The organism is Isoptericola sp. S6320L, assembly GCF_023015685.1.
In the GTDB taxonomy this organism is placed as follows: Bacteria; Actinomycetota; Actinomycetes; order Actinomycetales; family Cellulomonadaceae; genus Isoptericola; species Isoptericola halotolerans_A.
This window is the reverse complement of sequence record NZ_JALKAT010000011.1, coordinates 100,296-124,037: the sequence shown is the minus strand read 5'-3', so window position 1 is coordinate 124,037 and position 23,742 is coordinate 100,296. Positions and strand designations below refer to the sequence as shown.

Here is a 23,742-nt window from a genome sequence, read left to right as displayed (position 1 = left end):
TCGTCGAACTTCTCGTCGACCTCCTTGGGCGTCATGCCCAGGGCGAGGCCCCCGATCTCGATGTTCTTCGAACCGGTCATCTGCGGCATGAGCGCCGCGTTCACGCCCAGCAGCGCCGGCTCGCCGTCGACGTAGACGGCTCCGGAGTGGGGCGGGATGAGCCCGGTGATGGCGTGCAGCAGCGTCGACTTGCCCGACCCGTTGATCCCGACGATCCCGATCGACTCACCGTGACGGGCGGTGAACGACACGCCACGCACGGCGTGCACCTCGCTCACGGCCCCGACGTGCTGCCGCCCCGCCCCGAGCAGCCGCTGGAGGATGCTTCGTCTCGCGGGGGCCGGCGCCTGGGCCCCGGCTCCGGGCTTGTCGGCACGTGGTTCGTTGCTGCCGCCGAACACCCGGAAGACGACGTGCAGCTCGTCCACGACGAGGCAGGGATCGCCGAGCGTGACCGTTCCGGCACGTCCCCCCGCGTCGTCCTCCTCCATCTCCATGTCGACGTCGTGGAGACGGTCCCGCCCGGCCGTGGTCGATGCCATGGCCCGGACACTAGCAGAAAGACTACTAAACCGATAGGAATTGTGCGCTCAGGGTGTCCGGCAGTCTCAGAACACCCAGCTGCACACCGGCGCGACCGGCCAGCCGAACGCCGTGCTCGCCGCCGCCAGGGCGCCGGGTACGCGTTCGTCGACCAGGCCCGCGGCGGCCAGACCGGCCAGCGACGTGCCACCGAGGTAGGCGGCACCGAGCTCGCGGACGTCCAGCGCCAGGTCGGCCTCCGACGGCGCCGTGTCCGCGCGCTCGCACGTCGCCGCACCGAAGGGAGCGGCCCGCAGGTGCCAGACGCCGGCGTTGTCCGGCAGGCGCGCGTCGGTGACGGCCAGGGTCGTGTCGATCCCTGCGGCGTACCGGCGGCCCGCCAGGGCGGTCGGGAGGTCCACGAGGCGGATCCAGACGTTGTCGACCCGACGCTGGCCGGCCGCCCGCGGGTTCCGGAGCAGGACGAGGAGCGGGTCGTCCGGTGCGAGGATGAACGGCTTGGTCTCGGTCATCAGGTCGAGGTCGAGCAGCACGCCCCACAGGGCGCGGGACGCTGCGGCGTCGAGGGCGACGGCCTCGAGGACGTTCACGGTGCCGTCCGTGCCGGTGGGGACCCAGTCGAGCTTGCGGCGCAGCAGCGCATAGCCGCGCGGCTCGCCGTCGCGCTCCACCACCACGATCCGCCGCGACTCCTGGCCGCCGCGGAAGGTGGTCGAGTCGTGCCACCAGGAAGCCTGCAGCTCGGCAGACTCCCGGGTCGCCCATCCCGGGCGGTTGATGCCGGTGCCGCCCACGGACTCCCCGGCGGCGCGGTGGACCGTGTCGACGAGCGCGGCGTGGCGCCCGCGGTCCGCGTGCTCGATCCGCACGGTGTGCTCGGCCGCCCCGGGCACGTCGCGCAGGGCGGCGCCGCGCGGGACGGTGAGGCGGACGTCGTCGGCCGCCTTGCCGTAGCCGAACCGGCCGTAGATCGGGTACTCCGCGGCGAACAGCGCGGACAACGGTTCGCCGCGCTCGCGGCAACGGGCCAGGTGCAGGTCGATCATCGCGGTCGCGATGCCGCGGCGGCGGTGCTGGGGGTGCACGCCGACCCACGTCAGACCGGCGGTGGGCAGGGCACCGCCCGGGACGGGGAATCGGCTGAACGGGTACGAGGCGTGCAGGGCGGCCAGCCCGCCGTCGGGGGCCGCCTCGCCGTCGGGCTCGACGCCGACGACGCGGTCCCAGGTCAGCGGTGACGGTCCCTTCTCGATCTCGTCCGGGTCGGCCGGGGACGGGAAGGCCCAGGAGTCGAGGTGCGTGACGGCGCGGCGGTCGTCCGCCGTGAGCTGGCGGAAGCGGTACCCGGCAGGGGCGGGTGCATCGAGGATCACGGACCGATCCTGCCGCCCGGCAGGGTCCGGCGCCAGAGGATTTGCGGCGGCGGTAGGGTCGCGGCGTGACCGAGCCAGACGAGACCAGCGCCGCCGAGGAGTACCTCGACGAGGTGCTCACCGTCGTCGAGCGGGTGCCGCCGGGACGAGCCACGACGTACGGACTGGTGGCCGAGGCCGTCGCCGAGGTGCTCGGGCGGGGAGGTCCGCGCCAGGTCGGTCAGGTGATGGCCCGCGCCGGGTCCGGCGTGGCGTGGTGGCGCGTGGTCAACGCCGCGGGGGCGCCCCCGGCCCGTCACCTGGACCGGGCGCTCACGGAGCTGCGCGCCGAGGGGTGCCCCCTGACCCGCGACGGCCGGCGCGTGGACCTGCGCCGCGCCGTCTGGCTCCCCTGAGCGCTTCCGGCGGGGTTCAGCCGAGCAGGGCGGCCGCCGCGGCGGCGTCGCCCTGGACCAGCAGGGTCGTCAGGGCGGTGTTCTCCCAGCGGGCCAGGTCGGCGCGGACCTTCGCCGCGGGCCCCACGAGCGCGATCTCCTCGACGAGCTCGGTCGGCACCGCGCGGGCCGCGTCCTCCTTGCGGCCCTCGAGGTAGAGCCGCTGGACCTCGTCGGTGACCTCGCCGTAGCCGAGACGGTCGAGGGACGCCTTGTGGAAGTTCGCCTCCTTGGCGCCCATCCCGCCCGCGTACAGCGCGATGTGCGGGCGCACGACGTCGGCCGCGGACTCGACGTCGTCCCGCACCACGACGGGCACGGTGGCGGCGACCTCGAACTCCTCCGGGCGGGAGCGCTCGTCGGCTCGTCGGGCGAAGCCCTCGGCCAGCAGCTCCCGGTGCTCGGCGTCTGTGCGGGGCGCGTAGAAGCCCGCCATCCACCCGTCCGCGATCTCTGCCGCCAGGGCCACGTTCTTCGGCCCCTGCGCCGCCAGGACGATCGGGACCTCCGGTCGCACCGGGTGCACCGTCGGCTTGAGCGCCTTGCCGAGGCCGGTGGCCCCGGGGGCGTCGGCCGGCAGCGGCAGCCGGTAGAACTCGCCGTCGAACGTGACGGGGCGCTCGCGCGCGATGACCTGGCGCACGATGTCGACGTACTCGCGGGTGCGTGCCAGGGGGCGGCGGTACGGCTGGCCGTACCAGCCCTCGACGACCTGCGGACCGGAGGCGCCGAGGCCGAGCACGAACCGGCCGCCGGAGAGGTGGTCCAGCGTGAGGGCCTGCATGGCCGTGGCCGTGGGCGTGCGGGCCGCCATCTGCGCGATCCCGGTGCCGAGGCGCAGCCGGGAGGTGTGGGACCCCCACCAGGCGAGCGGCGTGAAGGCGTCGGACCCGTACGCCTCGGCGGTCCAGACGGAGTCGAGGCCGGCGGCCTCGGCCTGCTGCAGGGCCTCCACGATGCCGGTCGGCGGCTTGCGGGACCAGTAGCCGGTCTGGATGCCGATGCGCAGGGTGGTCATGGGTCTCCTCGTCGAGTCGTGGTACCTGGGACGTCCCGTCCCGGACAACGCCTCACCTTAGCCGAGGTGGCGGCCGCGGACGGCGCCGCCGATGCTGGGGAGATGGCCACCTACGACGACGTCGCCCGCCTCGCGCTCGCCCTGCCCGAGACGACCGAGGGCACCTCGCGCGGCTGGCGGGTGTGGCAGGTCGCCGGCAGGCAGTTCGTGTGGGAGCGGCCCTTCACGAAGGCGGACCTGCGGCGGTTCGGCGACGATCCGGTGCCGGCCGGCTCGATCCTCGCGGCCGCCGTCGAGGACCTGGGGGAGAAGGAGGCGGTGCTGGCGGCCCACCGCGGCTCGCACTTCACCATCCCGCACCTGGACGGGTACGCCGCCGTGCTGGTGCGGCTCGACGCGGTCGACGACGGCACGCTCGCCGAGACCGTGGAGGACGCCTGGTGCGCGCGTGCGCCGGAACGGCTGGCGCGCGACCACCGTGCGTGAGCGCCACGTGCACCGGCGGTTCTGAAGAAGTGCGGGGCGCCATTGCCCCGCACCACCTGCCTTTCTAGTGGCGTGGACCACACCCGGCAAGGCCAGGGCGCGTCCGTTGCCGAATCGCAATCAGATGACGTACTCGATGAGCTGCGAAGGATCCTCGAAGCTCTGGCCGTTCGTCGGCCGCGGGGGCGCAGGGGTGCGGAGCCGGGCCGGGACCCCGACGGCGACCGCGGACGCCGGGACGTCACGGGTCACCACGGCGTTGGCTCCCACCTTGGCGTCGTCGCCGATCCACAACGGACCCAGCACCTTGGCGCCGGAACCCACCATGACCCGGTCGCCGAGCGTGGGGTGCCGCTTGCCCGGGTTCATCGAGCGTCCGCCGAGCGTCACGCCGTGGAACAACAGGCAGTCGTCGCCGACCTCGGCCGTCGCGCCGATGACCACGCCCATGCCGTGGTCGATGAACAGGCGCCGACCGATGCGCGCGCCGGGGTGGATCTCGACGCCCGTGAGCAGGCGCGAGACCAGCGACAGCACCCGCGCGAGCAGCCGCAGCGCAGGCTGCTGCCACAGCAGGTGCGCCACACGGTATTGCCACACGGCGTGGACGCCCGGATAGGTCAGGACGACCGCGGCGAGCGACGTCGCGGCCGGGTCCTGGGCGCGCGCGACCTCCGCGTCCTCGCGGAGGAGGCGGAAGAACGCGCGCGCCGAGGAGCCTGCCATCAGTCGAGCAGGTCGGAGAACAGGATGGTCGACAGGTAGCGCTCGCCGAAGCTGGGGATGATCACGACGATCGTCTTGCCGGCGTTCTCGGGGCGTGCGGCGACCTGGGCGGCGGCGGCGAGCGCCGCACCGGACGAGATGCCCACGAGCAGGCCCTCCTCCTTCGCGGCCCGCTTGGCCCACTCGACGGCGGTCTCGGCGTTGATGTCGATGACCTCGTCGTAGACGTCGGTGTCCAGGATCTCCGGCACGAAGTTGGCGCCGATGCCCTGGATCTTGTGCGGCCCGGGAGCACCGCCGTTGAGGATCGGGGACTCCTCGGGCTCCACCGCGATGATCTGCACCTCGGGCTTGCGCTCCTTGAGCACCTGGCCGACGCCGGTGATGGTGCCACCGGTGCCGATGCCGGCGACGAGGATGTCGACGCCGCCGTCGGTGTCCGCCCAGATCTCCTCCGCGGTGGTCTCGCGGTGGATCTTCGGGTTCGCCTCGTTGGAGAACTGGCTGGCCAGGATGGCCCCGGGGCGCTCGGCCGCGATCTTCTCGGCGGCGGCGACCGCACCCTTCATGCCCTCCGCACCCGGCGTGAGGACGAGCTCGGCGCCGTAGGCGCGCAGGAGGGCGCGACGCTCCTTGGACATGGTCTCCGGCATGGCCAGCACGACGTCGTACCCGCGCGCGGCACCGACGAACGCCAGGGCGATGCCGGTGTTGCCCGAGGTGCCCTCGACGATCGTGCCGCCGGGCTTCAGGGCGCCGGACGCCTCGGCGGCGTCGATGATCGAGACGCCGATGCGGTCCTTCACCGAGCTGGCCGGGTTGTAGAACTCGAGCTTGGCGGCGACGGTGGCGGACGAGCCCTCGGTCAGCCGGTTGATCCGGACCAGCGGGGTCCGGCCGATGAGCTTCGTCGCGTCGTCGTAGATGATGGCCATGTGTGATGTTCCTTCGTCGGTTGCGGTGGTGCGGTGGGCGAGGGTGCCATCCGGGCCGCGGCGGCCGCCGGACGGCGGCACGCGCGAGGCGCGGCGCTGGCGGGGGTCGTGGCGGGCGCAGAGGGCGGGGCTGGGTCGGCGAGCGTCGCACGGTCGCCGCGGCCCGCAGGGCGGGTCAGGCGTGGCGTGGACGCTCTACCGACAGCAGCAGGCCGTCATGGGTGCGCAGCCCACCGGCACGCGCACGAGGAGGCGCGAACGGTGGGAGGCCGGGAAAGCAGCACGGGGGAACGCGGTGGTGCTCATCGGTTCCTCCCCGTGGTCGGCGGCGGTCGCCGGGCGGCGTGCTTTCCGCGCGGGCCCGACAAGGGCCTGCGGCGTCGAGCCTAACCACCGGACAACCGATCGACAAGACCGGTCTCACTGATCGAGAACATCGATGATTCACTCGGCGGCCCGGGGACCTGCCGCAACCGGCTCACCGCTCGCCCGAGGTCCGGGGGCGCGGGTCGGCCCGCCGGTACGGTCAGGAGCGCCGCGAGAAGGTGCCCCGGACGTCTGCTCGCCGAGCTCCCGGGCAGGGTGAGGACGAGCGCCTGGTCCCTGTCGTACAGCACGTCCACGAGGCTCACGAACCGTGCCTGCGTCTCCGGGCGGCACCGCGCGAACGGGACGAGGTCGAGCAGCACGAACCGCTGGTACCGCTCCGCGAGGAACAGCAGGTCGAGTGCCGAGACAGGGGCGGCGCAGAGCCCCAGGAAGTCGAACCAGACGGTGTCGCCCTCGGCGCGCAGCGCCGGAACCGTCCGCCCGCCCGGTAACGGCACATCCACGGCGTCGCCGGGGTCAGGTGCCTCGAGCGTGCCGGCGGGCACCACCCGGCCGGACCGCCATCCGGGGACGGCACGGTCGCCGTCGGTCACGAGCGTGCGGAAGTCGGTGGTGCCGGCGACCTCGACCACCGTCAGGGAGCCCTCGATCAGCTCGATGAGCGGTTCCGCGAGATGGTGGTAGAGCGGCGACGGCAGGAGTCCGTGCGGAGGGTAGTTCGACGTCGCGACCACCGTGACGCCCCGTGCGCGCAGGGTGCGCAGTGCTCGGGTGAGGAGCATGGTGTCGCCGGAGTCGTGCAGGTGCAGCTCGTCGAAGCAGAGCGTGCGGGCGTCGCCGAGCAGCGCGTCGACGGCGCGCGCCATGGCGTCCTTCCGGCCGGTCCGGGCCCACACCTCGGCGTGCAGCGCCCGGTAGAACTCGTGGAAGTGGAAGCGGGGCCCACCGGCCGCGGCGTGGAACCGGTCGAGCAGCCAGGTCTTTCCGCGGCCCACCGGCCCCCAGAGGTAGACCCCGCCGGCGGTGTCGCCGCGCCGGAGCGGCTCCAGCAGCCCCTCCAGGTGCCCGGCGGCCGTCCGTTGCGCGGGGGAGAGGGTCATGCCGGCATCGGCCGCCGCGTCGAGGATCGGGTGCACCGTCCGAACGTACGACGTCGGCCCCGGCCCAGGACAGGACCGGGGCCGACGTCACAGGATCAGGCTGCCGAGCACTCCGTGGAGATGCCGCTCGGGTCGCCGTCGCCGAGGAACCCGAACGACGTCGACGCGCCGGACGTGAGAGCACCGTTCCATCCGACGTTCGAGACCGTGCTGCCGGACACCGTCCCGTTCCATGCCTGGCTGATCGTCGCTCCGCCGACGACGACGTCCCAGCCGTCGATCGCGGCGTCGCCGGCCGTCACGGTCACGTCGGCCTGGTAGCCGCCGGACCACGCGTTGGTGATGGTCACCTCGGCCGTGCAGTCACCGCCGGTGCCGTCACCCGGGTCCTCCCCGTCACCCGGGTCTTCGCCGTCGCCGGGGTCTTCGCCGTCGCCCGGGTCCTCGCCGTCACCGGGGTCCTCCCCGTCGGCGGGGCCGTCGCCGACGATGTCACCGCCACCGATGTTGATGTCGGAGCACAGGTAGTACGGCTGGTCGGCGTGGCTCGCCTGCCAGACGGTGTAGAGGACAGCGCGGCCGTCGTAGCCGGTCAGGTCCACCTCGGCCTGGTAGGGCGAGGTGGTCGGGTAGGAGTCCGTCACCTGGAGCAGGTCGAGGTCGTCCCAGCCGAGACGCTCGGTCGTGGGGTCGAAGCTGGGCCTCGAGACGTAGATCCGCAGGTAGTCGGCGCCGTGGTTCGCGCCGTCGGTCAGGGTGAGCGTGAACTGGTGGTCGACCCCGGTGGCGTACCACCCGCCGGGCGTGTCCAGGTAGTCGTACCGGCCGCCCTCGGTCTGGCCGCCCGAGCAGAGCTGCCCGTCGGGGATGAGCTCCTCGTGCCGGTGGTTGATGCCCTCGTGGTAGAGGCCGTTCCAGTTCCACATGGCGGCCGGTTCCGCCTGCCAGGCACCCCAGCACATCGGGTCGGCCTCGGCCATCTCGGGGTTCAGGTGGTCGTCGCCCCATCGCTCGAGACAGCCGTAGTTGCGGGTGGGTGGGTCGGTGACCGACCCGTGGGCGGCGGCCGAGCTCGCGCCCACCGTCGCGACGGCCACGAACGCAAAGGGTGCGACGAGGGCGGCGGTGGCGGCCATCGCCGCCCTGCGCCATCGGGTTGTGCGGGACATCGCTGTCCTCCTGATGCTCGTACGGCGGCCGCTGCGCAGCGGCCCGGACAGGTGCCATCAGGTCATGGGGTCGGGGTCGGGGCCACGGGTCGAACCGTTTAGGCGGCTCGAGGGCGGCGGCTCGAGCCGGCGGCCGGGCCGGCGCCTGCCCGGGACAGCGAAGCCCAGGTCCGCATGGTGTGACCTGGGCTTCGACAGCGAGAGCGGGCGACGGGAATCGAACCCGCGTAATCAGTTTGGAAGACTGAGGCTCTACCATTGAGCTACGCCCGCACGTGCGCGACGGCGCTGCACCGGTGGGTGCCGCAGGCGTCGGAACGCGGGCGTCAGCCTAGCAAAGTTCGCGGCGTGCTCCGGGGCACTACACTTGCGCCGGGCCTGCCGTCCTCGGGCGGACAGGTGCCACGGGGTGTGGCGCAGCTTGGTAGCGCATCTGCTTTGGGAGCAGAGGGTCGCAGGTTCAAATCCTGTCACCCCGACCGGAGGACGGCCGATTCGCACGGCGCGGAACGTCACTTGTGGTGTCGCGGCACGGCGAGGATGCTGGCCGTATGCGGCCCATCGAGTTCGAGCTCGAGCGCCTGGTCCGGGCACCGATCGACGAGGTCTTCGCGCGCCTGGTCGACATCGAGGGGCACAACGACTGGTTGGCCGGCACGGGCAGCATGCTGAAGCGCACCCGGCAGACCTCCGCCGGGCCACCCCGAGTCGGCACGACTTTCGTCGACGTGACCCGCCTGGGCACCACGCCCGGCGAGATCGTCGAGCTGGAGGCGCCGACTCTGGTCGTCTTCCACTGGTGGGAGAGGTCCGCGGGAGGCCGGACCACGATCGAGGGATGGCCGAGCTACCACCTGCGCTCGTCCGGCGATGACGCGACGACGGTCCGGCATCGCGGTCGGTTGGTGCCGCACGGCATCTGGCGGCTGGGTGCCCCGCTGCTGCGCCGGATCGCCGTGAAGGAGCGCACGATCACGGTCGACGCGCTGCAGGCGTCCTTCGTCCGGGAGTCGACCCCGGGCTGAGTCGCACCTGCTCGGTCCCGGTCGCGGCATCGTGCCTGCTGGGGCAGGCTGCTCCGTGCAGACGCCGAGCAACCGGAGGCCAGCGCGTGAGCGACGAGACGGACGCTGCGGACGAGTCCGGCGCCTCCCGCGAGCGGCGCCGTCGCCCGACGGTCCGCGACGTGGTCTCCGGGTTCGTGACGGGACTCTTCTCCATCCCCGAGGGGATGGCCTATGCCACGGTCGGCGGCTTCGCCGCCCCGCTGGGCCTGTGGTCGGGAGCGGTGCCCACGATCGTCGGCTCGCTCTTCTCCCGCACGGTGCTGATGGTCACGACGCTGACCAGTGCCATCGTCCTCACCGCGAACAGCGTGCTGGCGGACGCGGGGCTGGACCCGGGCGACGTCGGCGCCGTCGCGACGATGACCCTGCTGGTGGGTGCCTGGATGATCCTCCTCGGCGTCCTGCGGCTCGGGGCGGTGATGTCGTTCGTCTCGACGGCGGTCATGACGGGCTTCACGGCGGGCATCGCCGTGCAGATCGTCGCCGGGGTGGTCAAGGACGCGACCGGCTACGTGCCCGAGTCCAGCAACACCGTCGGCAAGCTGCTCGAGGCGCTCTGGCACGTCGGTGACTGGGACGGCGCCACCGTCGCGGTCGCCGCGGCCACGGTCGGACTGTGGGCGCTGCTCGGCCTCGTCCGGCCCCTGCGCAAGGTGGCCACGCTCGCCAGCCTCGTCGTCGTGACGGTCGTCGTGACGGTGACCGGCCTCGCGGTCGAGCGTGTCTCGGACATCGCCGCCATCCCGCGCTCGCTGCCCCCGTTCACGCTGCCCGACCTGGCGGCGATGCCGGCGCTCGCGACGGGCAGCCTCGCGATCGCCCTCGTCGCCCTGGCCCAGGCGGCCGGCATCGGGGCCGCGGTGCCGAACCCGGACGGTTCGCGCACCGACGTCTCGAAGGACTTCACCGCGCAGGGCCTCGCGAACGTCGCCGGCGGGTTCTTCGGCGCCCTGCCCACCGGCGGCTCGTTGTCCCGCACGGGTGTCGCCACCACCGGTGGGGCGCAGACCCGCTGGGCGGGCATCTTCGCGGGGGTCTGGCTCGTCGTCCTGGTGCTCCTGCTCGGCCCGTCGGCGGGGGCGATCCCGATGGCGGTGATCGGTGGCCTGCTGCTCGTCATCGGCGGCGAGCTCGTCGCCGGCAGGGTGGCGGACGTCCGGCTCGTGCTGCGCACCTCGACGCTGTCGTCGGTGGCGATGGTCGTGACCTTCGCCGCCACCACCCAGCTTCCGCTGCAGCAGGCGATCTTCCTGGGGGCCGGGCTGTCGATCGTGCTGTTCGCCGTCCAGGTCGCCCGCCGGGGGCGGATCGTCGAGCTGGTCCCGACCGGCGACGGCGACGACTTCCGCATCGCCGAGGTGCCGGCCACGCTGCCCAGCGGCCGGACGACGGTGCTGCACTACGTGGGCACCGGGTTCTTCGCGGAGGTCAACCGGCTGGAGGAGGAGTGGCCGCACACGAGCGGCACGCGTGACGCCGGTCTGGTCGTCTCCTTGCGGGGCTCGGCAGGCATCCCGTCGACGACGTTCCTCAAGTCGCTCGACCGGCTCATCGACCGCTGGCACGCCCGTGGGGTCGAGGTGGTCCTCTGCGGCGTGCCGGCCGACCTGCGCCGGCGCCTCGACACCGGTGGGGTCACCGATCGGCTGGCAGGCTCGATCGTCTCCGACTCCGGTGGCGTGCTCGCGTCCGTCCGCGAGGCCTACGAGCTCGTCGAGCGACGGCGACGGGAACGCGCGGCACCCGACGCCGACGCCGACGTCGATCCGAAGACCGGCACCGAGAAGGAGAACCCATGACCGACGTCCTCGCCGCGCTCGCCCAGGTGGCCGTCCTCGTCTTCGTCCTGACGTCGATGATCGCGCTGGGCCTGTCGTTGACCGGCCGGCAGGTGGTGGCGCCGTTGCGTGACCTGCGGCTCGTGGTCTTCGGGCTGGTGACCAGCTTCGTGGTGGCACCCGTCGCGGCCTGGGGGATCGCCGCGCTGTTCGGGCTGTCCCAGGACCAGACACTCGGGCTGCTGCTGCTCGGGGTCGCCGCCGGCGCGCCCTTCCTGCCCAAGCTCGCCCAGATGGCGCACGGCGACGTGCCCTACTCGGTCGGTCTCATGGTGCTGCTCATGGTCGTCACCGTGGGCTACGTCCCGCTGGTGCTGCCGCTGCTGGTCGACGGCGTCGCGGTCGATGCGTGGGACATCGCCCGGCCGCTGCTGCTCCTCATGCTGCTGCCGCTGGCGCTCGCGCTGGCGGTGCGCGCCCGGTACCCCGACGCGGCGCGGCTCGCGCCCGCCCTCAACACGGTCTCGACGACCGCCCTGGCGCTCGGCATCGGGGTCGCCGTCCTCGTGGCTCTGCCCCAGATCTGGGACCAGGTCGGCACCGGGGTGCTGCTGGCCACCCTGGTGCTCACCGCCGTCTGCCTCGCCGCCGGGTACCTCCTCGGCGGGACGGGCCGCGAGCAGCGGACCGTGACGGCGCTCGGCACGGCGCAGCGCAACCTGTCGGCCGCCCTGCTGATCGCCGGCACGAGCTTCGCGGACAGCCCGCAGGTGCTCGTGACGGTGATGGTCGCCGCCCTGCTCCTGACTGCGTCGCTGCTCCTCGTGGCCGCCGAGGCCGGTCGGCGTGCACCGAGCGAGCGAGGCGTTCGCAGCCGGTGACCGCTCACCGCGCGGATCGTTCCCCGCGATGCCATCGTGTGGCCATGACCACAGCGTCCAAGCCCCCAGCACACAGCATCGTCGACCAGCAGCAGGCCGTCCGGGACAGCCTGCCGTTCTCGGACACGCAGGATTTCGAGGACGCCACGCGTGGGCTGATCGGCCGTCGGCAGCCGAACGCCGTCACCGCCGACGACGGCACCGTCCTCTGGGACAACGACACCTACGACTTCCTGTCGGGCGACGCACCCGACACGGTCAACCCGAGCCTCTGGCGCCAGTCGCAGCTGAACGCCATCGACGGCCTGTTCGAGGTCGTGCCGGGCATCTACCAGGTGCGCGGCATGGACCTGTCCAACACGACGTTCATCGAGGGCGACGAGGGCGTCGTCGTCATCGACACGCTGCTCTCCGTCGAGACCGGTGCCGCGGCACTTGCTCTCTACCGCGAGCACCGCGGCGACCGCCCGGTCAAGGGGATCATCTACACCCACTCCCATGCGGACCACTTCGGCGGCACCAAGGGGTTCGTCTCGCCCGAGGACGTCGAGGCCGGACGGGTGCGCATCTTCGCTCCCGAGGGATTCCTCGAGCACGCCGTCTCGGAGAACGTCTACGCGGGCGTCGCGATGAACCGGCGGGCCGGGTACATGTACGGGGCAGCGCTGGCGCGCGGACCCCAGGGGCAGGTCGGTGCCGGCCTGGGGCAGACGCTGTCCATCGGCGAGGTCTCGTTGGTCCCGCCGACGGACACGATCTCGACCACGGGCCACGAGGAGGTCGTCGACGGCGTCCGGCTGGTCTTCCAGATGGCCCCCGGCACCGAGGCTCCGTCCGAGATGCTGATCTACCTGCCCGACTTCCAGGCGCTGTGCGCGGCGGAGGACGCCACCCACACGCTGCACAACCTGCTCACCCTGCGCGGTGCCGTGGTGCGCGACCCGCACGCCTGGGCCCGCTACCTCACGGAGACCATCGACCTGTTCGGGGACGTCGAGGTCGTGTTCGCCTCGCACCACTGGCCCACCTGGGGCCGGGAGCGGGTCGTGAAGTACCTGCAGGACCAGCGTGACATCTACGCCTACCTGCACGACCAGACGCTGCGGATGCTCAACCAAGGCCTGACGGGTCCGGAGATCGCCGAGGAGATCACGCTCCCGCCGGCACTCGAGAACGCATGGAACGCCCGCGGCTACTACGGGTCGGTCAGCCACAACGTCAAGGCCATCTACCAGCGCTACCTCGGCTGGTTCGACGGCAACCCGGCACACCTGTGGGAGCACCCGCCGGTGGAGCGGGCGAAGCGCTACGTCGAGCTCGGGGGCGGTGCGGACGCCGTCGTCGAGGCGGCACGCGCGGCGTTCGACGCCGGGGACTTCCGCTGGGTGGCCGAGCTCGTCAACCACGTGGTGTTCGCCGAGCCGGACCACGCTGCGGCCCGTCAGCTGCTCGCGGACACCTACGAGCAGCTCGGCTACGGCTCCGAGAACGGTACGTGGCGCGACTTCTTCCTGTCCGGCGCCACCGAGCTGCGGGACGGGCAGTTCGGCACCCCGACGGAGACCAACGCGCCCGACGTCATCGCCAACCTGTCCCCGGAGATGCTGTTCGACGCCCTCGCGATCCAGGTGAACGGTCCGCTGGCGTGGGACGAGAGGCTGACGGTCGACGTCGTGCTCACCGACACCGGCGACCGCTACCGCCTGCGGCTGGCCAACGGTGTGCTGACCTACAGCGCAGCGCCCCAGCGTGGCGAGGCGGACGCGACGCTGACGGCGTCGAAGCAGGCGCTGCCGGTCCTCGCCACGGGGGGCCTGCCGCCCGAGAAGCTCGCCGCCGTCGGCATCGAGCTCTCCGGCGACCCCGGCGTTCTCGGCCGGCTCGTGGCCGTGCTCGAGCCGGGCGACAAGAACTTCGCCATCGTCACGCCCTGAGCGGACGTCCTGGTCCTCGCGTCCCGACGACGGGCAGCGTCAGAACACGAGGACCAGGACGACGCCACCCGCGCCGAGCAGGCCGGTCCCCGCGCAGATCAGCGCGATGCGGCGGCCGTGCCGCAGCCGCGGCGTCTCCTCCTGCAGCCGAGCGCCGGTGTGCCGGGCGTGCTGCGCGGCGAACCACCACATCGGGGGAGTGAGCGCCAGGGCGATCCCCGCGGCCAGGGCCAGTGCCCGCGAGCCCTGCACCGTGGGGAACACCTGGATGGCCACCAGGCACGCCGCGATGAAGGAGAGCAGGGTGCGGCGCCACGCGAGCGCGGTCCGCTCGGCCGCGAGACCGCGCTCACCGCGGTCAGGAGCCTGCGCCGGGTCGCTCATCGCAGCAGCAGCGCCAGCAGCACGAGGATCCCGACCACCGTCACCGTGGTGACCAGCACGAACCCGGTGAGGGCCCCCGGCAGCGGGGCGTCCTCGCGCATGGCCCGCTCGGTGCGGGCCCACTCGACCGCCGCGACCACGGGCACGACCGACCCGGCGACCAGCAGCACCACCGCGGCGACGAGTCGCAGGTTCGGCTCCATCGGCAGGTCCAGGGCCTCCAGCGCCGTCCCGCCGGCGATCAGCCCGAGCGACGTGCGCACCCACGCGAGGATCGTGCGCTCGTTCGCCAGGGAGAACCGGGCGTCGGGCTCGGTCCCGCGGGTGTACACCCACCGGGGGAATCGTTCGGCGGCCATGGGTCCCCTCTCGGCGGGCGGGTGCGGCGTCCCGCGGCCATCCTGGCACCTGGCCGCCCCGTCGGCACGGGCAGCGCACCGCCGTCACCAGGCACGACCCCTCGCCGGACCCTAGGTTGGTGGCGTGAGCACCGAGACCACGCCACGCCTGGCCAGCGGGCCCGACCGCAGCGAGAGCACCGGGACCGTCGTCGTCGCCTTCGTGGCCAACGCGCTCGTGGCGGTCGCCAAGTCGGCTGCCGCCGTCCTGACGGGTTCTGCGTCGATGCTCGCGGAGGCCGTGCACTCCTGGGCCGACGCCGGCAACGAGGTGTTCCTCCTCGTCGCGGACAAGCGCTCCCGGCGGCCGGCCGACGCCGACCACCCGGCCGGGTTCGGGCGTGAGGCGTACGTGTGGTCGATGTTCGCCGCGATCGGACTCTTCGCCGTGGGCGCCGGGGTCTCGGTCACGCACGGCGTCCAGGAGCTGCTGAACCCGCAGCCCGCGGAGGACTTCGGCATCGCCTACGGGGTGCTGGCCGTCGCGTTCGTCCTCGAGGGGGTGTCGTTCCTCAAGGCGTGGCGCCAGGCGCGCGCCGAGGCGCGCGAGGTGCGCCGCGACGTCGTCCAGCACGTGGTGATCACCTCCGACCCGACGCTGCGCGCCGTCGTGGCGGAGGACGCCGCGGCGCTCGTCGGTCTCGTCGTGGCCTTCGCCGGGATCCTCGCGCACCAGCTGACAGGATCCTCCGTCCCGGACGCGGTCGGGTCCATCGCGATCGGCGTGCTGCTGGCCGTCGTCTCGGTGCTGCTGGTGGACCGCAACCGACGGTTCCTGGTCGGTGAGGTCGCCCAGCCGGCCACGCGTGCGGCGGTCCTGCGGCACCTGCTGACGCTGCCGCAGGTGGACCGGGTCACGTACCTGCGCCTCGAGTTCGTGGGACCGCGCTCGCTGTACCTCACGGCGAGCGTCGACCTGCGCGGCGACGAGCGCGAGGTCGCCGTCGCCCGCCGGCTCGACGAGCTCGAGCGGGAGATGGTGCGCTCGGACGTGATCAGCGGCGCCGTGTTCACCGTCTCCACGCCCGAGGAGCCGTCCCTGGACGTCGCCTCCGCGGACACCGGCCGGCGGTAGGAGGGTGGGCGGCTCCTAGCCCGCCGTCGCTGCGGTGGCGTCCTCCTCGATGAGGTCGAACGTCAGCTGGGCGGCGGCCCAGGTGCCCTCGGCCGCGGCCGTCGAGACCTGGGCGGCCAGGTTCGTGGCGTTGCCTGCGACCCACACACCGCGCACGGACGTGCGGCCGGTCGCGTCCGCGACGACGTGCTCGCCCTGGCCCGACGGGTGCGGCGCCACCTCGAGGCCGAGCTGCCGGACGACGTCGGTCCGGGCGCGCATCGTCGTCGCCACGGCGACGGCGTCGAGGGGGACCGCGGTGCCGTCGGCGAGCACGACACCGGTCAGCCGGCCGTCGCGGGCCGTGACCTCACGGACCTTCCCCGCCACGACGGTGACCCCGCGGGCGGCGAGCTTCGCGGCGTCGTCCGGCGACAGGTCCGGTGCGGTGTGCGCCAGCAGCACCACCTGGTCGCTCCACTGGCTGAACAGCAGCGCCTGGTGCGTGCCCTGCGGGCCGGTGGCCAGGACGCCGATGCGCTGGTCGCGCACCTCGTAGCCGTGGCAGAACGGGCAGTGCACCACGTCCCGGCCCCAGTGCTCGGCCAGGCCGGGCACGTCCGGCAGCTCGTCCACGAGCCCGGTCGCGACGAGCAGCCGTCGCGCGCGGGTGACCCGGCCGTCGTCGAGCGTCACCGCGAAGGGGTGGGTGCCGCCGTCGTCGCGGACGACCTGGGCCACGCGCCCGTCCACGACCCGGCCGCCGTAGCTCCGGACCTCGTCGCGGCCTGTCGCGACCAGCTCGGCGGGGGAGACCCCCTCGCGCCCGAGGAGGCCGTGCACCCCGGCTGCGGGGGCGTTGCGGGGCTCGCCCGCGTCGATCACGGCGACCTTCCAGCGGGCGCGGGCCAGTGTCAGGGCACCGCTCAGCCCGGCGGCCCCGCCGCCGATCACCAGCACGTCGTACGTCTTGTCCAGGTTCTCGTCCATGTGCCCCAGCGTGCGACGGAGCGGGCCCGGTCGCAAAGCCCTTTGCCGAGATGGCAAGGTATCGACCATGGACGACGACGCACCCGACACCGACGAGCTCTCCGCCGCGCTGGGCACGGTCGGGCCGCGCCTGCGCAGCCTCCGGCAGGCGCAGGGCACCACCCTCGCCGCACTGTCCGCCCGCACGGGCATCTCCGTGAGCACGCTGTCCCGGCTGGAGTCCGGAGCGCGCCGGCCCTCGCTCGAGCTGCTGCTCCCGCTGGCCCGGGCGCACGGCGTCACCCTCGACGACCTGGTGGACGCCCCGACCACCGGGGACCCCCGGGTGCACCTCAAGCCGGTGACGGCCGACGGCCTCACGATGATCGCCCTCACGCCGGGCTCTCCCGAGATCGGGGCGTACAAGATGATCCTCGAGGCGGACGCGCGCCCCGCTCCCGACCCGCGCACGCACGAGGGGTACGAGTGGCTGTACGTGCTCACCGGCCGCCTCCGCCTCGTCCTCGGGCACCACGACGTCGTCATGGGGCCGGGGGAGGCCGCCGAGTTCGACACCCGCGTGCCGCACTGGTTCGGCCCGGCCGACGGCGAGGCCGTCGAGCTCCTCAGCCTCTTCGGCAAGCAGGGGCAGCGGGCGCACACCCGGGTGCGGCCCCGGCGTCGCGAGCGGGAGGCGTGACGAGCCGCCGGGGGCGTGGCGTATCCCACCGGTGGCGGCACGTCGGCGCCGAGGCGTGTGGCGTATGATCGACGGGTTGCCCGTACGCCTGCCGTACCGGGCTCCGGTTCATCACAGAGCACGCCCACAGCACAGCATCCAGCGCCGCAGCAACCAGCCCGGCACCACCGGCGAGACGCGCGCGCACGCACCCGACACGTTGGAGACCATCGAAGTGAAGAGCGCCGTCGAGACCCTGGACCCCACCAAGGTCAAGCTGACCGTCGAGGTGGAGTACGACGAGCTCAAGCCGAGCATCGACCACGCCTACAAGCACATCGCGGAGCAGGTGAACATCCCCGGCTTCCGCAAGGGCAAGGTGCCCCCGCGCATCATCGACCAGCGGGTCGGCTGGGGTGCCGTCGTCGAGCACGCCGTGAACGAGGGCCTGTCGGGCTTCTACCGTGACGCCGTGACCGAGACCGAGCTGCGCCCCCTGGGCCAGCCCGAGGTCGAGGTCACCGAGATCCCGGAGAAGGCGGGCGAGGGCCGGCTGGCGTTCGTCGCCGAGGTCGAGGTCCGCCCCGAGGTGAACCTGCCCGAGCTGTCCGCCCTCGAGCTGACCGTCGAGTCGACCGAGGTCGCCGACGCCGACGTGGACGAGCGCCTCGAGTCCCTGCGCGAGCGCTTCGGCACCCTCGTGGGCGTCGACCGCCCCGCGGCCGAGGGCGACTACGTCGTCATCGACCTCAAGGCCGTCATCGGCGACGAGGAGATCGACTCCGTCTCCGGCGTCTCCTACCAGATCGGCGCCGGCAACATGCTGGAAGGCCTGGACGAGGCGCTCACCGGCCTCTCCGCCGACGAGACGACCACGTTCACGTCGAACCTCGCCGGTGGCGAGCACGCCGGTGAGGAGGCGACCGTCACGGTCACCGCCACCTCGGTCAAGGAGCGCGAGCTGCCCGAGGCCGACGACGACTTCGCCCAGATGGCGTCGGAGTTCGACACCCTCGACGAGCTGAAGGCCGACCTGCGCGAGCAGGTGGCGTCCTCCAAGACCTCGAACCAGGCCGTCGCCGCCCGCGACGCCCTGCTCGAGAAGCTCCTCGAGGCCGTGGAGATCCCCGTGCCGCAGGGCGTCGTCGAGGCCGAGGTCCACCGCCACCTCGAGCAGGAGGGCCGCCTCGAGGACGACGAGCACCGCGCCGAGGTCACCGTGGACGCCACCAAGGCGATCACCAACCAGATCCTCCTCGACACGCTGGCCGAGGAGCTCAAGGTCCAGGTGGGCCAGGGCGAGCTCATCGAGTACCTGGTGCAGGCCTCGCAGCAGTACGGCATGGAGCCGCAGCAGTTCATCCAGACCCTCGACCAGGGCGGGCAGATCCCCGCGATGGTCGGCGAGGTCGCGCGCTCCAAGGCGCTCGCGGTCGCGCTGCGCGACATCGAGGTCAAGGACTCCGAGGGCAACGTGGTCGACCTGACCGAGTTCATCGGCACCGCCGAGGACGACGAGGCCGAGGCGGCCGCCGCCGAGGACGAAGCCGTCGAGGCGGACGCCGGCACGGACGAGCCGGCCGAGGGCGAGTCCACCGAGGAGCAGGCCAAGGCCTGACCCCCCGACGACGACGGCCCGCACCTTCCGCACGGAAGGTGCGGGCCGTCGTCGTCCCCGCCGGTGACGGGCCTGTGCGCCAGCAGCGAAACCGGGCGCACCGGGGACTCTTCGTGCCGGTCGGGCGCGTTAGGGTCGAGCGACAGCGAACTGAAGGAGACGGACGTGAACGACCTGCTGCAGGTGGACCAGGCGGCGCCGGTGGCCCGGTCCGAGGGACAGGGCTTTGGCCTCAACGACTCCATCTACAACCGGCTCCTCAAGGAGCGCATCATCTGGCTGGGTTCGGAGGTGCGCGACGACAACGCCAACGCGATCTGCGCCCAGCTGATGCTCCTGGCGGCCGAGGACCCCGAGAAGGACATCTACCTCTACATCAACTCGCCCGGTGGTTCCATCACGGCGGGCATGGCGATCTACGACACGATGCAGTTCATCCAGCCCGACGTGGCCACGGTGGCGATGGGCATGGCGGCATCGATGGGGCAGTTCCTGCTGTCCTCCGGGGCGCGGGGCAAGCGCTACATCACCCCCCACGCCCGCGTGCTGATGCACCAGCCCTCGGGCGGCGTCGGCGGCACCGCGACCGACGTGCGCATCGGTGCCCAGCTGATCATGCACATGAAGAAGGTGCTCGCCGAGCTCACGGCCGAGCAGACCGGCAAGCCGCTCGAGCAGATCCTCAAGGACAACGACCGCGACAGCTGGTTCACGGCGACCGAGGCGCTGGAGTACGGCTTCGTCGACCGCGTCGTCGAGACGGCGTCGTCGGTCCCCGGTGGCGGTGGCACGAACGCCGACTGAGACCACCCCACCGACCCCGGTCGCAAGACCCATCCTGTTCCGAGGAGAACCATGAGCTACTCGCCCGAGTACCAGTTCGCGATGACGGCCGAGCGCCTCGCCGGGAACGCCGCCCGCCCGGGCGGCGTCGCGATGCCGTACGGATCGAGCACCGCCGCGCCGTCTGCACGCTATGTGCTGCCCCAGTTCGAGGAGCGCACGCCCTACGGGTTCAAGCGCCAGGACCCGTACACCAAGCTGTTCGAGGACCGCATCATCTTCATGGGCGTCCAGGTCGACGACGCCTCGGCCGACGACGTGATGGCGCAGCTGCTGGTCCTGGAGTCCCAGGACCCGGACCGCGACATCATGATCTACATCAACTCGCCGGGCGGGTCGTTCACGGCCATGACGGCGCTGTACGACACGATGCAGTTCATCAAGCCGCAGATCCAGACCGTCTGCCTCGGGCAGGCGGCGTCGGCGGCGGCCGTGCTGCTGGCCGCGGGCCAGAAGGGCAAGCGGCTGGCGCTGCCCAACGCCCGCGTCCTCATCCACCAGCCGGCGATGGAGAACGGTGGCTACGCGCAGGCGTCCGACATCGAGATCCACGCCAACGAGCTGATCCGCATGCGCGAGTGGCTCGAGGAGACGCTGGCGATGCACACCGGCAAGGACGTCCAGCAGATCCGTGACGACATCGAGCGGGACAAGATCCTCACCGCGGCCGCGGCCAAGGACTACGGCCTGGTCGACCAGGTGCTCGAGTCCCGCAAGGCCCTCGCGCACCTCGAGCGCTGACCTGCCCCGGGCGCATCCTCGACGCACCACGACCCGGGTCTCCGACAACCCTGTCGGTGACCCGGGTCGCGCCACACCGGGGCGACCGTACTGACAATACGGCCCGCGTGGTGTGAAATGGACGAAGGACCTGCACGAGACAAGGAGGCCCGAGGTGGCTCGTATCGGTGACGGCGCAGACCTGCTGAAGTGCTCGTTCTGCGGCAAGTCCCAGAAACAGGTCAAGAAGCTCATCGCAGGACCGGGCGTGTACATCTGCGACGAGTGCATCGACCTGTGCAACGAGATCATCGAGGAGGAGCTCGGCGAGGCCACCGAGGTCGGCATGACGGAGCTGCCCAAGCCCCGCGAGATCTTCTCGTTCCTCGAGCAGTACGTGATCGGCCAGGAACCGGCGAAGCGCGCGCTCGCCGTCGCCGTCTACAACCACTACAAGCGGGTGCAGGCCGCGCCGCCGGCGAAGGGCGACGACGACTCCGTCGAGATCTCGAAGTCCAACATCCTGCTCATCGGTCCCACCGGCACGGGCAAGACCTACCTGGCGCAGACGCTCGCCAAGATGCTCAACGTCCCGTTCGCCATCGCGGACGCCACCGCCCTCACCGAGGCGGGCTACGTGGGCGAGGACGTCGAGAACATCCTGCTCAAGCTCATCCAGGCCGCTGACTACGACGTCAAGAAGGCCGAGACGGGCATCATCTACATCGACGAGGTCGACAAGGTCGCCCGCAAGGCGGAGAACCCGTCGATCACGCGGGACGTCTCCGGCGAGGGCGTCCAGCAGGCGCTGCTGAAGATCATCGAGGGCACGAGCGCCTCGGTGCCCCCGCAGGGCGGACGCAAGCACCCTCATCAGGAGTTCATCCAGATCGACACGTCGAACGTGCTGTTCATCGTGGCCGGCGCCTTCGCCGGGCTGGACGACATCATCGCCGCGCGCGCCCGCAAGCGGGGGATCGGCTTCTCCGCACCGATGGAGTCGGGCGGAGACGAAGACCTCTTCTCGGAGGTCCGGCCCGAGGACCTGCACAAGTACGGCCTCATCCCCGAGTTCATCGGTCGGCTCCCCGTCATCGCCTCGGTCTCCCCGCTCGACCGCGAGGCACTGGTGCGCATCCTCACCGAGCCTCGCAACGCGCTGGTCAAGCAGTATCAGCGCATGTTCGAGATCGACGGCGTCCGGCTGGAGTTCGCGGACGACGCGATCGACGCCATCGCCGAGCAGGCGTTGCTGCGGGGCACCGGCGCCCGTGGGCTCCGCGCCATCATGGAGGAGGTCCTCCAGCAGGTGATGTTCGACGTCCCCAGCCGGGACGACGTCGAGGGCGTGGTCGTGACGCGGGACGTCGTGGAGGAGAACGTCAACCCGACGATCGTCCCGAGGTCTTCCGGGCCGGTCCGCAACCGCAAGTCGGCCTGAGAGCCGTCCGTCAGGCGTAGATCGCGTCGATCTCGGCGGCGAAGTCCTTCACGACCAGGGCGCGCCGCACCTTCATCGACGGCGTGAGGTAGCCGCTGGACTCCGTCAGGTCGCCGTCCAGGACCCGGAAGGCGCGGATCTGCTCGGCCCGTGACACCGCGGTGTTGGCCGCGTCGACGGCCTCCTGCAGGGCGGCGAGGACGGCGGGGTGCTCGCGTGCCGCCGCGACGGAGAGCGGGGGCAGGCCGCGCGCCGCGAGCCAGCGCGGCAGCAGCTCGGCGTCCAGGGTGACCAGCGCGGCGACGAACGGGCGCTCGTCGCCCACGGCGACCACCTGGGAGACGAGCGCGTGGGACCGCACGGCGTCCTCGAGCGGCGCCGGCGCGACGTTCTTGCCCCCGGCGGTCACGAGGATCTCCTTGGCGCGTCCGGTGAGTCGCAGGTTGCCCCGTGCGTCGATGTGGCCGAGGTCGCCCGTGCGGAACCAGTCGCCGTCGAACGCCTCCGCGGTCCGCAGCGCGTCGTTCGCGTAGCCCCGCATCACGTGCGGGCCACGGACCTGCACCTCGCCGTCGTCGGAGATCCGGGCCTCCGTCCCGGGGAACGGCGGGCCCACGGTGCCGATGGCGACCGATCCCGGCAGGTTGACCGCCGTCGGTGCCGTGGTCTCGGTCAGGCCGTAGCCCTCGAGGATCGTCAGCCCCGCTCCCCGGTAGAAGTGGCCCAGCCGTTCGCCGAGCGGCGCCCCGCCGGAGATGGCGTGGCGGACCCGGCCGCCCATGGCGGCGCGCAGCCTGGCGAGCACCAGGCGGTCCGCCAGGGCGTGCTGGAGACGCAGCGCGAGGCCCGGCCCGCCGTCGTCCAGGGCACGCGACCACGCCGTGGCGACCCGGGTGCCCCAGGCGAAGACGCGGCCGCCCAGGCCGCCCCCGGCCGACTGCTCGGCAGAGTTGTAGACCTTCTCGAACACGCGCGGTACCGCGAGGAGGTAGGTCGGACGGAACCCGCGCAGGTCCGCCACGAGGTTCTTCACGTCGCCGGTGTGCCCCACGACGGTCGTGCCGGCGATCGCCGCCACCTGGATCAGGCGCGCGAAGACGTGCGCGAGCGGCAGGAACAGCAGCGTCCGGGCGTCGTGCGCCGCGACCACGTCCGGCAACGCCACCCGGGCGTTGAGCGCCAGGTGGCAGAAGGCCCGGTGGGTCAGCTCGGCGCCCTTGGGCCGGCCCGTCGAGCCCGAGGTGTAGACGATCGTGGCCAGGTCGTCCGGCCCCACGGCGTCACGGCGCGCGACCACCTCGCGGTTCGACACGCGGCGGCCGGCCGCACGCAGCGTCGCCACGGCGGCGTCCTGCGCGCCGCAGCGGCCGCCGTCGAGCACCAGGACCCCCTCGAGCTCGGGCAGGTCCCCGTCCACCTGACCGACGGCGTCGGCGTGCGCGCGGGTCTCGACGACGGCGAGCTTGACCCGGGCGTCGGCCAGGATCCAGTGCACCTGCTCGGGCGAGCTGGTCTCGTAGACCGGCACGGGGACCGCGCCGGCGGTCCAGATCGCGAAGTCGAGCAGCGTCCACTCGTAGCGGGTGCGGCTCATGATCGCGACGCGGTCACCGGGCTCGATGCCGTGCGCGACGAGACCGCGGGCCACCGCCAGGACGTCGGCGTCGAACTCGTGGGCGGAGACCGCCGTCCACGCGTCGCCGTCGCGACGTTCGAGCAGCGGGTCGTGGCCCGTGCGTCCGACCCGGTCGGCGAGGAGCGAGGGGATGCTGGTGCCCTCCGGCACCTCCACGAGGCTGGGCGTCGCGGCATGGTTCATCGGGAAGTGTCTCCGGCTACGGGGGTTCGGCTCCGGACGCGGA

Annotated in this window: 23 protein-coding genes and 2 tRNA genes; 13 read left to right on the top strand and 12 right to left on the bottom strand. The window is 72.5% G+C overall.

What is annotated here, in order from left to right:
* A partial coding sequence (locus tag MWU57_RS08950) for an ATP-binding cassette domain-containing protein (RefSeq protein WP_246908832.1) occupies window positions 1–542 on the bottom strand: 542 nt, incomplete at its 3' end.
* Between the two features lie 66 nt (window positions 543–608).
* Window positions 609–1,916: an enhanced intracellular survival protein Eis gene (eis, locus tag MWU57_RS08945; protein ID WP_246908831.1), complete on the bottom strand. Its 1,308-nt coding sequence runs from the start codon at window positions 1,914–1,916 to the stop codon at window positions 609–611.
* A 65-nt stretch (window positions 1,917–1,981) separates the two neighbouring features.
* Here eis and MWU57_RS08940 point away from each other — a divergent pair, with 65 nt between their 5' ends.
* Entirely contained in the window at window positions 1,982–2,311 is a 330-nt protein-coding gene (locus MWU57_RS08940) for an MGMT family protein (RefSeq protein WP_106268269.1), read from the top strand.
* A 16-nt stretch (window positions 2,312–2,327) separates the two neighbouring features.
* Here MWU57_RS08940 and MWU57_RS08935 read toward each other — a convergent pair whose 3' ends face one another.
* Window positions 2,328–3,359: an LLM class F420-dependent oxidoreductase gene (locus MWU57_RS08935; RefSeq protein ID WP_106268332.1), complete on the bottom strand. Its 1,032-nt coding sequence runs from the start codon at window positions 3,357–3,359 to the stop codon at window positions 2,328–2,330.
* A gap of 111 nt (window positions 3,360–3,470) precedes the next feature.
* Between MWU57_RS08935 and MWU57_RS08930 the strand changes: the two genes are divergently transcribed.
* Complete coding sequence (locus MWU57_RS08930) at window positions 3,471–3,854, top strand: MmcQ/YjbR family DNA-binding protein (protein WP_106268267.1); 384 nt, start codon at window positions 3,471–3,473, stop codon at window positions 3,852–3,854.
* A 120-nt stretch (window positions 3,855–3,974) separates the two neighbouring features.
* Here the strand turns inward: MWU57_RS08930 and cysE are convergent, their stop codons facing one another.
* From cysE to MWU57_RS08905, 5 genes are all read right to left on the bottom strand, one after another.
* On the bottom strand, window positions 3,975–4,580 hold the full coding sequence (cysE, locus tag MWU57_RS08925) for a serine O-acetyltransferase (RefSeq protein ID WP_246908830.1): 606 nt from the start codon (window positions 4,578–4,580) through the stop codon (window positions 3,975–3,977).
* Window positions 4,580–5,515 (bottom strand): cysteine synthase A, encoded by a 936-nt coding sequence (cysK, locus tag MWU57_RS08920; RefSeq protein WP_106268263.1) that lies wholly within the window; start codon window positions 5,513–5,515, stop codon window positions 4,580–4,582. The genes cysE and cysK overlap by 1 nt, the downstream gene beginning before the upstream one ends.
* Window positions 5,516–5,901: 386 nt before the next feature.
* The gene (gene zapE / locus MWU57_RS08915) at window positions 5,902–6,981 is read right to left on the bottom strand and encodes a cell division protein ZapE (protein ID WP_246908829.1); all 1,080 of its coding nucleotides are present in this window, start codon (window positions 6,979–6,981) and stop codon (window positions 5,902–5,904) included.
* 59 nt (window positions 6,982–7,040) lie between these two features.
* Window positions 7,041–8,114 (bottom strand): lytic polysaccharide monooxygenase, encoded by a 1,074-nt coding sequence (locus MWU57_RS08910; RefSeq protein WP_246908828.1) that lies wholly within the window; start codon window positions 8,112–8,114, stop codon window positions 7,041–7,043.
* Between the two features lie 202 nt (window positions 8,115–8,316).
* Window positions 8,317–8,387, bottom strand: a tRNA-Gly gene (locus MWU57_RS08905).
* A gap of 132 nt (window positions 8,388–8,519) precedes the next feature.
* Between MWU57_RS08905 and MWU57_RS08900 the strand changes: the two genes are divergently transcribed.
* The 5 genes from MWU57_RS08900 to MWU57_RS08880 all read left to right on the top strand — a co-directional run bounded on the left by MWU57_RS08900 (window position 8,520) and on the right by MWU57_RS08880 (window position 13,774).
* Window positions 8,520–8,593, top strand: a tRNA-Pro gene (locus tag MWU57_RS08900).
* A 72-nt stretch (window positions 8,594–8,665) separates the two neighbouring features.
* Entirely contained in the window at window positions 8,666–9,139 is a 474-nt protein-coding gene (locus tag MWU57_RS08895) for a hypothetical protein (protein ID WP_106268258.1), read from the top strand.
* Window positions 9,140–9,225: 86 nt separating this feature from the next.
* The gene (locus MWU57_RS08890; RefSeq protein WP_246908827.1) at window positions 9,226–10,980 is read left to right on the top strand and encodes a SulP family inorganic anion transporter; all 1,755 of its coding nucleotides are present in this window, start codon (window positions 9,226–9,228) and stop codon (window positions 10,978–10,980) included.
* Complete coding sequence (locus MWU57_RS08885; protein WP_246908826.1) at window positions 10,977–11,840, top strand: bile acid:sodium symporter family protein; 864 nt, start codon at window positions 10,977–10,979, stop codon at window positions 11,838–11,840. Before MWU57_RS08890 ends, MWU57_RS08885 begins: the two co-directional genes overlap by 4 nt.
* A 44-nt stretch (window positions 11,841–11,884) precedes the next feature.
* A complete protein-coding gene (locus MWU57_RS08880; protein WP_246908825.1) occupies window positions 11,885–13,774 on the top strand; it encodes an alkyl/aryl-sulfatase in 1,890 nt (629 codons plus the stop codon).
* Between the two features lie 39 nt (window positions 13,775–13,813).
* On the opposite strand, the gene MWU57_RS08875 is transcribed toward MWU57_RS08880, so the two are convergent.
* Window positions 13,814–14,158 (bottom strand): DUF202 domain-containing protein, encoded by a 345-nt coding sequence (locus MWU57_RS08875; protein ID WP_106268253.1) that lies wholly within the window; start codon window positions 14,156–14,158, stop codon window positions 13,814–13,816.
* Entirely contained in the window at window positions 14,155–14,517 is a 363-nt protein-coding gene (locus MWU57_RS08870; RefSeq protein ID WP_106268252.1) for a YidH family protein, read from the bottom strand. The genes MWU57_RS08875 and MWU57_RS08870 overlap by 4 nt, the downstream gene beginning before the upstream one ends.
* 124 nt (window positions 14,518–14,641) lie before the next feature.
* Between MWU57_RS08870 and MWU57_RS08865 the strand changes: the two genes are divergently transcribed.
* Window positions 14,642–15,631: a cation diffusion facilitator family transporter gene (locus MWU57_RS08865; RefSeq protein WP_243401023.1), complete on the top strand. Its 990-nt coding sequence runs from the start codon at window positions 14,642–14,644 to the stop codon at window positions 15,629–15,631.
* A 15-nt stretch (window positions 15,632–15,646) separates the two neighbouring features.
* Here the strand turns inward: MWU57_RS08865 and MWU57_RS08860 are convergent, their stop codons facing one another.
* The gene (locus MWU57_RS08860; RefSeq protein WP_246908824.1) at window positions 15,647–16,600 is read right to left on the bottom strand and encodes an NAD(P)/FAD-dependent oxidoreductase; all 954 of its coding nucleotides are present in this window, start codon (window positions 16,598–16,600) and stop codon (window positions 15,647–15,649) included.
* A 67-nt stretch (window positions 16,601–16,667) separates the two neighbouring features.
* Between MWU57_RS08860 and MWU57_RS08855 the strand changes: the two genes are divergently transcribed.
* The 5 genes from MWU57_RS08855 to clpX all read left to right on the top strand — a co-directional run bounded on the left by MWU57_RS08855 (window position 16,668) and on the right by clpX (window position 21,880).
* On the top strand, window positions 16,668–17,279 hold the full coding sequence (locus tag MWU57_RS08855) for a helix-turn-helix domain-containing protein (RefSeq protein ID WP_246908823.1): 612 nt from the start codon (window positions 16,668–16,670) through the stop codon (window positions 17,277–17,279).
* A 214-nt stretch (window positions 17,280–17,493) separates the two neighbouring features.
* Window positions 17,494–18,876, top strand: a complete 1,383-nt coding sequence (gene tig, locus MWU57_RS08850) for a trigger factor (RefSeq protein ID WP_246908836.1) — start codon at window positions 17,494–17,496, stop codon at window positions 18,874–18,876.
* Window positions 18,877–19,041: 165 nt separating this feature from the next.
* Entirely contained in the window at window positions 19,042–19,680 is a 639-nt protein-coding gene (locus MWU57_RS08845; protein WP_106268245.1) for an ATP-dependent Clp protease proteolytic subunit, read from the top strand.
* 51 nt (window positions 19,681–19,731) lie between these two features.
* Complete coding sequence (locus tag MWU57_RS08840; RefSeq protein WP_106268244.1) at window positions 19,732–20,460, top strand: ATP-dependent Clp protease proteolytic subunit; 729 nt, start codon at window positions 19,732–19,734, stop codon at window positions 20,458–20,460.
* A gap of 154 nt (window positions 20,461–20,614) precedes the next feature.
* Complete coding sequence (gene clpX, locus MWU57_RS08835; protein ID WP_106268242.1) at window positions 20,615–21,880, top strand: ATP-dependent Clp protease ATP-binding subunit ClpX; 1,266 nt, start codon at window positions 20,615–20,617, stop codon at window positions 21,878–21,880.
* Window positions 21,881–21,890: 10 nt separating this feature from the next.
* On the opposite strand, the gene MWU57_RS08830 is transcribed toward clpX, so the two are convergent.
* On the bottom strand, window positions 21,891–23,699 hold the full coding sequence (locus MWU57_RS08830; protein WP_246908822.1) for a long-chain fatty acid--CoA ligase: 1,809 nt from the start codon (window positions 23,697–23,699) through the stop codon (window positions 21,891–21,893).
* Window positions 23,700–23,742 lie beyond the last annotated feature (43 nt).